The organism is Kosakonia sp. LAM2021 (assembly GCF_016620385.1).
In the GTDB taxonomy this organism is placed as follows: domain Bacteria; phylum Pseudomonadota; class Gammaproteobacteria; order Enterobacterales; family Enterobacteriaceae; genus Kosakonia; species Kosakonia sacchari.
Window position 1 is genome coordinate 75,915 of the sequence record NZ_JAENHT010000015.1, and the last position, 12,456, is coordinate 88,370.

The window sequence follows — 12,456 nt, forward strand, 5'->3', positions numbered from 1 at the left end:
ACAAGTTAATAACATTTCCAAAAAAGAATATTTAACAGACCGTTTTTCCGCTTCAGCACTGGCTGTGCAAGGGATCACAAGTTTCCAGTAAACTGCGTACGCGTGCGCAAAAAGATGCTACATTGGCGCTTTGCTGGCTGCTGTGCGAACCGTCATGAAAGTCTCTTTCCAAATCAAACTTTTTATTTCGCTGGTGCTTTTTTTCTCCGGATTGTTCGTTCTGCTTGGCGTTTATTATTACAAGGATGTCGGTCGCCAGCTATATCAGGAAATGAGCGCACGAGCAAAAATACAGGCTGAGGAAATAGCCATTATTCCGAATTTACGCCAGTCGGTTGCCGATAAAGATATTCGAGCCATCGCGCAATTTATGCATAAAGTGGTGGCGCATAGCGATGCAAGCTTTATTGTTATCGGCGATAACAAAGGCATGCATTTATTTCATTCAGTCGATTCTGATGTGGTCGGAAAAACATTAGTGGGTGACGATAATACCGAGGTGTTGCACGGGAAAAGCATCACCACTATCCGCAAGGGCGGGTTGGGTATTTCGTTACGCAGTAAAGCGCCGATTTTTGATGATGCCGGGCGCGTTATCGGGATTGTGTCTGTGGGGTATCTGACCAGTTATCTCGATACCATCACGCTCGGTAAAGTGATCAATATTTTTATTGCCGCTGTATTGCTGCTGGCAGCGCTGTTTATTTTTTCCTGGTTCTTTACCCGCAGCATTAAAAAACAGATTTTCTCCCTTGAGCCACGGGAGATTGGCCTGCTGGTGCGCCAGCAAAAGGCGATGATGGAATCGATCTACGAAGGGGTGATTGCGATTGACAGCGGACTGCGCATTGAAGTGATCAATCAGGCGGCACGCAAACTTCTGGAGTTAAGCCAGCCGACGCGCGAGCTGCGCGGGCAAACCGTTGATGAAGTCATTGCCCCGGTACCGTTTTTTGACCGTTCGATGATGCTGGAAAACGACACGCACGATGAGATTTGCCGTTTTAATCAGTTAACAGTGATTGCCAGCCGGGTACGCATCATGCTGGAGAATAAATTGCAGGGCTGGGTGATTACCTTTCGCGATCGCAATGAGATAGACACGTTGAGCGCGCAACTCAGCCAGGTGAAGCGTTACGTTGATAACCTGCGCATTATGCGCCATGAGCAGTTGAACCGCATGAACACGCTCTCTGGCCTGCTGCATATGGAGCGTTACGATGAGGCCGTGCGCTACATTCAGGCGCAGTCAGAGCACGCGCAGGAGTTGCTGGACTTTATCTCTTCGCGTTTTAGCTCGCCGACGCTGTGCGGTTTGCTGCTGGGGAAAGCGGCGCGCGCCCGTGAAAAAGGGGTAGAACTGGCCTTTGATCCGCTGTGTCAGATGGACAGAACCTGCCGGTTGTTGGGTGAAGCGGAGCTTATCTCAATCATCGGTAACCTGTTGGATAACGCGATTGAAGCAACCCAGCGCGCCACGCTGCCTCACGAACCGGTTGAAGTGCTGATTTTGCTGAACGAACGGGAGTTGATTATTGAAGTGGCGGATCGCGGTATCGGCATTGATCCAGCGATTCGCGATCATATTTTTGAACGCGGGATGACCACCAAGCGCAGTGGCGATCATGGTATCGGTCTGTACCTGATTGCCAGCTATGTCACGCAAGTGGGCGGATCGATTGAGGTCTCCGCTAACACGCCTCGCGGCACGATTTTCTCTTTGTTTATTCCTGAAACGGGTAACGTACCGCGTCCCGTGCCGACCCTGGAAGATCAGAATTATGCAACATGAACTGATAGACGTGCTGATAGTAGAAGATGAAAACACGCTTGCGCAGCTTAATGCGGAACTGGTCAGCAGACACCCGCGCTTGCGCCTGGTGGGCATTGCCTCGTCGCTTGCCGAAGCGCGGGAGTTATTGAGCAATACGCAACCACAGTTAGTGTTACTGGATAACTATTTGCCGGATGGCAAAGGCATTACCCTTATTAACGATCCGCAGATTATTCGCGCAAACTGCTCGGTGATTTTCATTACCGCCGCCAGTGATATGGACACCTGTAGCCAGGCGATCCGTAATGGCGCGTTCGACTATATTCTCAAACCCGTGTCGTGGAAGCGGCTGAGCCAGTCGCTGGAGCGCTTTGTGCAATTCGCCGAGCAGCAACGCGTATGGAAAATTGTCGACCAGCAGAACGTGGACTCGCTTTACCAGTTACAGGCAAAGAATTTCCGCCAGGATAATGGCAGTAAAGGCATTGAAGAGAGTACGCTGGCGCTGATTCAGAAACTGTTTGCCGACGAGATCGCGCGCTGTTTTTCTGTTGATGAAGTGGTGAGCGAAACGGGGTTGAGCAAAACCACCACCCGGCGCTATCTTGAGCACTGTGTGGAAGCCGGGTTTCTGGCGGTGGAGATGCAGTACGGGAAAATCGGCCACCCGAGGCGCATGTACCGCCGGGTGGCTGCGTGAAATGGCCCCTCACCGTGTGGCTGAGGGGCTAAAAACTACTTCAGCACATAACCGTACAAACGCTTAATGCCATCGGTGTCAGTCTCCGAATAAACGCCCTGCAGCTCCGGTGAAAAGCCCGGCAGCAGATTGACGCCCTCTTCCAGCGCGAGGAAGTAGCGCTGCACCGCCCCGCCCCATACTTCTCCCGGCACTACGCAGAGCACGCCCGGCGGATAAGGCAGCGCACCTTCGGCGGCGATGCGCCCTTCCGCCTTACTGATGCGCACCAGCTCAACATTACCGCGAATAAACTCGCTGTTGGCATCCTGCGGATTCATCACTACCGCTGGCAGGCTGGCCTTGCGGAACATCGCCTTTTGCAGATCTTTTACGTCAAAACTCACGTACAGATCGTGCATCTCCTGGCACAGCTCACGCAGCGTGTAGTCGCGATAACGCACCGGATATTTGTTAAAAATGGTTGGCAGCACGTCAGCCAGCGGCGTGTCGTCTTCAATATGTTGTTCGAACTGAGCGAGCATCGCCACCAGCTGCGCCATCTTCTCGGCGCTTTCGGCCGGCGTCAGCAGGAACAGGATCGAGTTGAGATCGCACTTCTCCGGCACAATGCCATTTTCACGCAGGTAGTGCGCCAGAATGGTGGCCGGAATGCCGAACTCGGTATATTCACCCGTTTCCACATCGATGCCGGGCGTGGTCAGCAGCAGTTTGCAGGGATCAACAAAGTATTGCTCGTGCGCATACCCTTCAAAACCGTGCCATTTATCACCCGGCTCAAAGCTGAAGAAGCGCCGCTCGTGGGCGATCACGTCTGTTGGGTGATCCTGCCATGGTCGCCCGGCGATCTCCGGCGGCACAAAAGGTTTGATCATCTTACAGTTCGCGATGATCGCTTTGCGCGCTTCAATACCCAACGCTACGCATTCTGCCCACAGACGACGCCCGCTCTCGCCCTGATGGATCTTAGCGTTCACGTCCAGCGCGGCAAATAACGGATAAAACGGGCTGGTTGACGCATGCAGCATAAACGCATTGTTCAGCCGCTTATGCGGGCAAAAACGTGCCTGTCCGCGCAGATGGTTATCTTTTTTGTGGATCTGCGAGGTTTGTGAGAACCCGGCCTGCTGCTTGTGCACCGACTGGGTGACAAAAATGCCCGGATCGTTCTCGTTCAGCTCCAGCAGCAGCGGCGAGCAGTCGGCCATCATCGGGATAAATTGCTCATACCCTACCCAGGCCGAATCAAACAGAATGTAGTCACACAGGCTGCCGATCTTGTCGATCACCTGCCGTGCGTTGTAGATCGTGCCGTCGTAAGTACCAAGCTGGATCACCGCCAGGCGGAACGGACGCGGCTGATCGGCCTTTTCCGGCGCGACTTCACGGATCAGCTCGCGCAGATAAGTTTCGTCAAAGCAGTGATCGTCAATGCCACCAATAAAACCAAACGGGTTACGCGCCGCTTCCAGATAGACCGGCGTTGCACCGGCCTGGATCAAGGCGCCATGATGGTTGGATTTGTGGTTATTACGATCGAACAGTACCAGATCTCCCCGCGTTAGCAGCGCGTTGGTCACCACTTTGTTGGCGGCAGAAGTGCCGTTCAACACAAAGTAGGTTTTATCGGCGTTGAATACCTTCGCGGCAAACTTCTGCGCATGTTTGGCCGAACCTTCGTGGATCAGCAAATCGCCAAGCTTGACGTCGGCGTTGCACATGTCGGCGCGAAATACGTTCTCGCCGAAGAATTCGTAAAACTGACGACCCGCCGGGTGCTTTTTAAAGAACTCACCGTGCTGATGACCGGGGCAGGCAAACGTGCTGTTGTCCATTTCGACATACTGGCGCAGCGTATCGAAAAATGGTGGTAGCAGATTATCTTCATAATCACAGGCGGCGGTTTCCAGCTCCAGCCAGTCCTGATCTTTACCGCCGATCACCGCTGTCACGCCTTGAGGCACGGTCTCCGGCTCTTGAGTGAACAAAAAAACCGGCAGGTTAAACCCCGTCCGTTTGAGTAACGCAAGAATGCCGCTGCGACTCTCCGCTAATGTCATGACGACTGCCGCCACATCCGTAAAATCGGTACTGTCCAGCGTCACCACTTCGCGGTGGGTGGAAAGCGCAGATATCAGCTCGCGGCTGACGGCAATTTTCATTGATTTCATAAGCACGAATACCCGTTTCAGGGGAGTAAAAGACCCCGGACAAAGCAGTTGCTTCGCCCAACGAACGTGTCTGACTGGAACCAGCTCCGACCGCCAGACATCAGTAAAAGCAGACAGCTTCTGATCTTACTGTTGTCCTACAGTGAGCGTGCGTTACCCTCACCGCATGGTGAGTGGAGTATGGGGAAATATGACACGGGTGCCCGAAGGCATGCCGGTGCAAAACGCGTGACAAACAGCAGTCATGTACGTCATCTGGCAGCTCCCGTAGGTGGAATAAAATTCGCGCAATCATGTCACCTTTCCCAAAGAGGCGCAACCAGGCCGGGCGTGGTCGCGCATAAAAATGCTATTCTATGCGGCATATTATTCAGTTATATGAAACACAGGGGTAACTCGTGCTTACAGGTCCTTTTATTAACGCCGCTGCGGTATTAATTGGCGGCACCCTGGGCGCGTTGCTCAGCCATCGCCTGCCCGAGCGCATCCGTTCCTCCATGCCTTCGATTTTCGGCCTTGCGTCGCTGGGTATCGGTATTTTGCTGGTGATCAAATGCGTGAATTTGCCGGTAATGGTGCTCGCCACGCTGGTCGGCACGTTAATTGGCGAACTTTGTTACGTCGAGCGTGGTATCAGCGGTGGTGTTAACGCGTTACGTAATCTGCTGCAAAAACGTAAAGACGGGGATGCCAACAGCGCTCACGAGTCGTTTATTCAGAGCCTGGTGGCAATCATTATTCTGTTCTGCGCCAGCGGCACCGGGATTTTTGGTTCCATGCGCGAAGGGATGACCGGCGATCCGAGCATTCTTATTGCTAAAGCTTTTCTCGATTTCTTTACCGCCGTGATATTCGCGACTTCACTCGGTTTTGCTGTCGCGATGATCTCCGTGCCGATGCTGATTATCCAGCTTACTCTCGCCACCTGCGCGACACTGATCCTGCCGCTGACCACGCCCGCAATGATGGGCGATTTCACCGCCGTTGGCGGCATCCTGCTGCTGGCGACCGGGTTGCGCATCTGCGGCATTAAGATGTTTGCCGTGGCGAATATGCTGCCCGCGCTGGTGATTGCGATGCCGATTTCTGCCCTGTGGACAGCATTTTTTGCCTGAGCGAACGTGCATTATGCGCAAAGTGGTGATAGATTGTGCAGTCCGCAGCGAATTGAAGAAATTTCGTTGACGGAGCGCGGCGAATCAGGTTTAATGCGCCCCGTTGCCCGGATAGCTCAGTCGGTAGAGCAGGGGATTGAAAATCCCCGTGTCCTTGGTTCGATTCCGAGTCCGGGCACCACTTATTCAGAGAACCCAGCCTATGGCTGGGTTTTTGCTTTTGGGGATACGTACTCTCCATCGAACTGCGTTCGATTATTCGCCGCAAACCTCATGCCTCATCCAGAACTGACAATTCAGAGCGCGTTGGACAGAAGACGCGATGGGTTCTTACCCCCTGAATTTGTCCCTGCCCTTTAAGAACTATCGCTAAAAGTTGTCGAATAATACCGAAACCTGTGCCAGGATTTTGTCGCGCAAAAACACGCCCGAAGGGTTTTCAGTCCCCCTCCTGCGAGCGGTATCAAACTAAAGGAAAGGTTAAAAAATGCATACATTAGGATTTATCATCGGGGCAGCACTGGTTATCTTTATTTACATGGCGCTGAAAAAAAAGCGTAATGCGAAAGCGGATAACGCAACGAAAAAGCAGGACTAAGCAGAAAGTTGCCGTAACACCGCATAGCCATAATCAGTAGCAATTGCTGTGTTACGGTGCGCAAACGCGTTGATAAAAAATCGCTGCAAATATAAATAGCCCCGCCTTAGTTTCGTGCGCTTGTTGAACTCCCGACCAAATTGCCCCTGCCTCAAAATCCGTGCTGCATCCCATTAGATCCCGCTCATCCTTTGATCCTGCCAAAAGGTCGCTCTTGCCAGATCGGATCCTGCATATGGCCGTACTTATAACGCTGCCAAATGTGGCGCAATCTCCTGTATGGAGAACCCGCCGTTCTCTTCCTCAGCAAAAGTTGTTTCCTTAATCGTTCAGGGGGCCGGGATTTACCGATTATTTGTGCAGCAACGTCGTGACAGGTGTGCTGTTTTTCATCAGACCCAGTGTATAAATCTGTGACCGTAGATGTTGTTCCAGTTGCCGGATAAGTTGCTGACGCCGGGGAGAACCGGCTGGTAATAAATTAATCTGACGAAGCTGTTCCTCCGTCGGTTCAGCCTGCTGAAAGCTGGTTATCATGCCAAAAACGGATGACTTCAACTCACTGACCGTCATGTACTTACCCTTGTGCCCATCCAGCCCACTCAGTTGGTTACTCAGTTGCTGTAATTTCGTCATTCCTTGATGCCAGCCATTCAGATTTTCTGTTGGTATGCTGGCAGCGTTCAATTGCCGAAGCCACTGCTGTGCCAGTGGTTTCGCCTGCTCAGGCCAGAGCGACTGAGCCTGTTCGACCAGTTGACGGCTGTAGTCAATATTCCAGTCCGGTGGCAACTGACCTAAGCGCACGAGCTGCTGCTGCGTGTCTGCGAACAAGGATTGCGATATGGGAGCGTGCTGATACAGCGTATCAAGTTGTGCAGGAGTGAGTGTCGCGGGTAACGGTGCCAGCGATGCAACAAGCTGAGCCTGTAACGGGTCAAGTCGATGTAAGACATGCCAGCCCCACACCGTTGCCGCACTTATTACCAACATGGTGCACATGCCGGCGGCAAAGGATTTCCACTTTTTTCCCTGTACCGGTATCGTCGCCAGTACATCCACGTTCGGCTGATGTTCGGGTTGTGCAACATAAACCCAATTAACCGTGTTGGTCGGTTCGTTCTTTTCTGTAACAGGAACATCAGGCAAAGCATCACTTAATATTCCCGCGCTATTCATTACTGTCGCAGGCAGCACGACACCAGTCTGAATAGCTACACCAGAGTCGGATGCGCCGTCACTATTTTCCAGCCGAACAGCACTGTTATGTATCATCAATCGCAACGTATTGAGCTGGCTCAGGTGCTTAAGTTCCAGACGCTGTAGCACCGCGCCGAGACGCGTTAGTAGTTGCTCCGCCCGATATAACTGGCTGAGGTCGCTGTAGTTCAGCGCTAGCGCGCGCATCCGTTGCTGCAGGCGCTGGCTCAGATTGCTGAGAATTTCCATGCGGGCGTGTACAGGCTGCGGCCAGAGTCCTCCCCACTGATGACTTATCAGGGCCTCCAGTATTGCCAGGCCCTCATTCAGACCGAATAATCCGGCCAGTTGCGTTCGGGTAAGCGTGTACCAGGCCGCTGTCTGCAATTCCACGCCATTTTGCTCAAACAGTGAGAGACAGAGTTTTTCTACATACCGCCAGTTCACATCCGGGCGTGCTGGATGGCTCAGCTTGCTTAGCTCATCGCGCAGGGCCACATAATCCGGCAGGGTACGCGGGTCGCTACCGGTTTTGATTTTACGGGGGGAAATGTCATTCATGACCAGATATCCATTTAACTTGTATAGAGCGGAAGGTTTTGGAGGCATTGTCAGCAAAGGAGTTCATATCTGAGTTCGCGTACGCAAGCCGTGCTTTGCACGATGGGAAATGGATTTGGCACGAGAATATTGCTGGGGTACGTGCTGAATTTGTGTTCAAGATATAAACGCTAGCATTCAAGCTTTTTGTCTGTTCGCGCCTTCTGCGTGACGCTGAGTTTCATATCGCATTAGCCACTCTTCCACCTGTTCCTGACACGGCTCATTCACTGGCGAAATGTAGCGATAGCAGCCAGGCGCCCACTGATGAACGAAACGGAGAGGGGTTGTCGGGACTGTCACTTTTCAGGAATTGTGATTTTACGAACACTATCTGCCCTGGCCTTACGTACGGATTGTCGTTTAGAGATACTGCTGTTGCTTAAGGTGTCGCAACAGAACCCGCCCTTCAGGTTTAAAATCTGTGCCATAACGCACCAGGCCAATACCTTTGAGTTCAGCGTCTATGGCATAACGCAGTTCACCGGGGATTTCCTGCTCCAGCAGTACAACGGCGATTTTTTTCAGGCGTGGCTCATATTTGAGCAGGACGGCGGAGAGGGTTCCCATCAGTACATGCGCCGTCCCCGGCATGCCCTCAAGGATTTTGGTCATGTCAGGCAGTCCATAGTCCGGCAGGTGCGCCAATGTGCCTGCACGACAGTTAAGAACGCGCTGCATATTGTCCAGTACGGAAAGTATGACCTGATTTTCTTCATTGCCCTGCTGAAGGTTGAGGCCACCGGCGAAATTGCCGGTGAGCATTTCATATAAAGAAGGAGAGTTTTGGCTGTGAGGCATTATTCGTCCTTTACCGGTAGCAGCCTGAGAGAGTTATTCCCGGCTTCAACCACCCGGGGGGTATCCGGATCGAGTTCTTCACGGTTTACCGTCAGCTTCCATGTATTTTTCACCAGATCGGGTTGCCGGAACAATCCAGCCACGGCCACGTAATTCGCGTCCTTTTCCAGTGGCATATCGAGCAGCACGTCTCCGCCCGGTTTAAGCACGACATCGCGGGTAGCCAAAAGATCAGTTCCGAGTACCTTTTCACCGTCGTTCAGTAGCTGCTGGTACACACTTTCTTCGAAGGTTTTGTGGTCTTTGAGTTGATAAATCCGCACAAGAACCGATTCAGACAGCACGTTGTTCTCACGGGCATCTGTGTTCAGTGCTTCACGAGCCGTGAAATCAAGATGTAGCACCTTAATCTTTTTGTAGAACACGGCGTTAAATGCCGATTTGGTGCCATCAGTAATGTCCTGCGTCACCCCGCAGCCCGCCAGATTGAACACCAGCACAGGCAGTAGCCAGAACGCGATCTTAGTAAAATTTGTACGTAACACGTCGGTTTCCTTGTTGTGTTTTCGCAGGTTCCAGTCCTGTGTAGTAGCCCAACTCTATCGTAAAGCTCTGCGGGATATCGTCCGGCAGTGCATCACCTTCCACACCGAGTACGCCGTTTATCCCAAGCCAGAAAGAGCCTTCGCCCAACGGCATGAAAGCCAGCAGGCGGCTACAAATGGTCAGGGTAATTTTTGCCCTGAATCGCCAGCCCAGGTATACCCGCAGCATAACCAGCAAATCCTGATACAGCAGGCCATCCGGCCTCCAGCCCTGCGATTCCTGTTCGTTATCCGTGGAAAGAGCAATCAGCAGTTGGCTGTTGGCATCCAGCACTTCGTCGCCAAGCGGCGTATTGCCATCCAGCAGAAAATCCTCATCGCCATAAAAGCCCAGAGGTTTACTCACTTCTACCGGGCGCAGACAGTAAGGGCTGACCTGCACGGTGGTATCCGGAGCCAGCAGACTAACCAGTGCCTGTATCCCCTCCTGGGTTTTACCCGGCTGGCGCAACACGCCAAGCAGAGCCAGAAAGCGTGATACTGGCGTGGTAATATGTTCAGCCGTGCCGGGAATACCCAGCCCCACCAGCCCCAGCAATGACTGTGAGATATTGTCGGTGCCGCCACGTTCAAACGTGGCCGGATAAGAATACTTGCGCCAGATGCGGTAGAACTGCGTCAGAATGCGGTGGTTAAAGATATCCAGGAAACCCTGCAGCGCCTCATGTCCTTCCCGACGCTGAGCAATGTCATCGAGATATGTCGTCGGCAGCGGGGAATCTACGCCGTACAATCCCATAAACGTGGCACGGATGATCGGCGGTTTGCTGTCATCGTCTTCATCATATTCAATCGCCTTCAGCTCACTGACCGGAAAGCCCATCCCTGGATGCGGCGCAAAGCGCACCGGGTCATCTGCCGGGTGGCTGGTTGAGCCCATCAACGGTTTGTCCGGATTCAGTTTCTCCAGTAGCTGGCAGAAACGATAGAAATTGATCCGGTTGAGGTCAGCCTCCAGCCGCGCGGTCAGCCGGGAATACGGCGATTGTGCTTCTCTTCCCATTCCAGACGTTCTCCGGTCGGTTGCAGGATAATAATCAGGCGATTAAACAAGTAAATGTCGGTGTAGAGCGCAAAGAAGCGACTCAGCATCTCGCCGAACAGACAGATGTCGCCCCGCCCGGCAAAACCGTGGCTGTCCAACATCACTTCTATCTGCACACCGCGCACCAGGTAGCCCTGCTCAAAGCGCTCAGTTTCGCTGTGTTTCACATCAATGATGCTCTCCAGACGGCGGCGGTTCATCTCACTGTTGGTCCACTCATACAACGCAAGGGTGCCACGCAGCACATCGGCATTATCCATCATCGAAAGGAACCCGCTGCCGAGGTGGCTGAGTACACGCCAGTGAAACCTGTCCTGTGCTGGCGGATAACAGGGAAGCGTCGGGGCGCAAAGGTTGCGAACAGCAATGCTGACCGAGGTGGTTTTCATCACCGTGTCGAGCACGGTGCTCTGCAGCGCGCGCCGAGGTAGCTGACCATTGGTGCCGGTGAGCGTCAGAGAAAGGCTTTCATCTTCCGGGATGATATGGGTATCAAAGGCTTCACCACCGAGAATAAGCCAGGTGTTATGCAACCCGGATGGACCACGACGCACACGGGTGTGCCAGTAATATTCCGGTGCCTCATGGCGCATCATTCCCCCCTTGTGGCGAAAGCTCGTGAAGGGGACGTAGGTATGCTGGCTGGATGACATCACCGAATCCACCGCATAAATCTCTGTGTGACCGTCCTGCACACGCATCGGACGCAGCATGTATTCCGTTTGCAACCCGTTGAGCGTCAGCGGGTCGGATTCCAGCGGAAACAGGTTGATCACCGGTACACAGTTGAGGCGCAAGTGCTTTTCAGTGAAGCTGAAGTCATGCTCCCAGCGCTCAGCCAGGACCACATCTATTTCAAACCAGGAGAGCTCAGCCGGAAAGGCGACGGCCTCCAGCCCTCGCAGCCCGGTGAACATGAATTTCTCGCGAAAGGTGAAATACTCCAGTAGCAGCTGATAGCCACTGAAACTACTCTCCCCCTTCGGCCACAGAGCGTCGTCATCACCAAACCCGAGAGCAGTGAAATACCCGTCAAGTGGTCTTCTCTCCACGTCACCCGACATCCGCAACCACAGACGGCCAATATTCAGGGTAAAAGCTTCATGCATGGCGCAGGCCAGCGGTGTGTCAGCATTGAAGTAAAACGGGATCAGGCTGAGATCGATACGACTCCAGTCTGCAAGTTGACTACAGTTAAAGCGCAGCGTAATCACCGACCTGCCATCAGGATCGGTTATCAGACTTGCGTGCTCAAGCGACAGCGGCTGAAGGATGATCTCTTTGGTGGTGGTGTACCGGCAGCGGGTGCCCTTCTCACCGATCGGCCGCGAGTTCACCTCGAAACCTTTGACGATACGCATCTGCTCCTTCATTTCACGCCAGTCGGGAGTAAACTCCACCACGGACATCGAGGGTATGGTGCGCAGGTAATGTGGCCACAGCAGGCTGACCAATCCTTCGGTCAGCTCCGGCAGGTCATCGTCGAGCTTCTCGCGCAGCCGCCCCATGAGGAAAGCAAAGCCCTCAAACAGGCGTTCCACATAGGGGTCACGGGCACCTGCTTTATCGAGGTTAAGCATTGCCGCCTGCTCAGGATGAGCACGGGCGAACTCTTCACCTGCCTCCAGCAGGTAACGCATTTCAGCGTCGTAATAACGCAGGGTTAAATCATCCATAGATAACCAATATGATTGAGTGACTCACAGTGTTCAGGAATAAAGCGAAGTCTGAATCGCCACGGGTTTAACAGACACCTCAGAGTCATTTAAGATGGCTTAAAGAGAGGTGCCCATGAGCGGTAAGCGTTATCCCGAAGAGTTTAAAACTGAAGCAGTCAAACAGGTTGT

General features: G+C 53.0%; 9 protein-coding genes and 1 tRNA gene. 4 read left to right on the top strand and 6 right to left on the bottom strand.

All coding sequences use genetic code 11. From position 1 onward, the window contains the following. Window positions 1-154: 154 nt before the first annotated feature. Window positions 155-1,792 carry a sensor histidine kinase gene (locus JKP81_RS22105; RefSeq protein ID WP_200553451.1) on the top strand — a complete coding sequence of 546 codons (1,638 nt, stop codon included), beginning with the start codon at window positions 155-157 and terminating at the stop codon, window positions 1,790-1,792. Then, entirely contained in the window at window positions 1,782-2,474 is a 693-nt protein-coding gene (locus JKP81_RS22110) for a response regulator (protein WP_017457553.1), read from the top strand. Before JKP81_RS22105 ends, JKP81_RS22110 begins: the two co-directional genes overlap by 11 nt. 35 nt (window positions 2,475-2,509) lie before the next feature. Here JKP81_RS22110 and JKP81_RS22115 read toward each other — a convergent pair whose 3' ends face one another. Beyond that, on the bottom strand, window positions 2,510-4,645 hold the full coding sequence (locus tag JKP81_RS22115) for an ornithine decarboxylase (protein ID WP_200553453.1): 2,136 nt from the start codon (window positions 4,643-4,645) through the stop codon (window positions 2,510-2,512). Between the two features lie 398 nt (window positions 4,646-5,043). Here JKP81_RS22115 and JKP81_RS22120 point away from each other — a divergent pair, with 398 nt between their 5' ends. Together JKP81_RS22120 and JKP81_RS22125 are read left to right on the top strand one after the other, a co-directional pair. Beyond that, the gene (locus JKP81_RS22120; protein WP_017457551.1) at window positions 5,044-5,760 is read left to right on the top strand and encodes a DUF554 domain-containing protein; all 717 of its coding nucleotides are present in this window, start codon (window positions 5,044-5,046) and stop codon (window positions 5,758-5,760) included. 105 nt (window positions 5,761-5,865) lie between these two features. Further along, a tRNA-Phe gene (locus JKP81_RS22125) sits at window positions 5,866-5,941 on the top strand. A gap of 768 nt (window positions 5,942-6,709) precedes the next feature. Here the strand turns inward: JKP81_RS22125 and JKP81_RS22130 are convergent. The 5 genes from JKP81_RS22130 to tssF all read right to left on the bottom strand — a co-directional run bounded on the left by JKP81_RS22130 (window position 6,710) and on the right by tssF (window position 12,285). After that, window positions 6,710-8,119, bottom strand: a complete 1,410-nt coding sequence (locus tag JKP81_RS22130; protein ID WP_200553455.1) for a VasL domain-containing protein — start codon at window positions 8,117-8,119, stop codon at window positions 6,710-6,712. 402 nt (window positions 8,120-8,521) lie between these two features. Continuing rightward, entirely contained in the window at window positions 8,522-8,959 is a 438-nt protein-coding gene (tssE, locus tag JKP81_RS22135) for a type VI secretion system baseplate subunit TssE (RefSeq protein ID WP_200553457.1), read from the bottom strand. Further along, complete coding sequence (tssJ, locus tag JKP81_RS22140; protein ID WP_200553459.1) at window positions 8,959-9,504, bottom strand: type VI secretion system lipoprotein TssJ; 546 nt, start codon at window positions 9,502-9,504, stop codon at window positions 8,959-8,961. The genes tssE and tssJ overlap by 1 nt, the downstream gene beginning before the upstream one ends. Further along, on the bottom strand, window positions 9,482-10,567 hold the full coding sequence (gene tssG, locus JKP81_RS22145) for a type VI secretion system baseplate subunit TssG (RefSeq protein ID WP_200553461.1): 1,086 nt from the start codon (window positions 10,565-10,567) through the stop codon (window positions 9,482-9,484). Before tssG ends, tssJ begins: the two co-directional genes overlap by 23 nt. Next, complete coding sequence (tssF, locus tag JKP81_RS22150; protein WP_200553463.1) at window positions 10,531-12,285, bottom strand: type VI secretion system baseplate subunit TssF; 1,755 nt, start codon at window positions 12,283-12,285, stop codon at window positions 10,531-10,533. The genes tssG and tssF overlap by 37 nt, the downstream gene beginning before the upstream one ends. Window positions 12,286-12,456 lie beyond the last annotated feature (171 nt).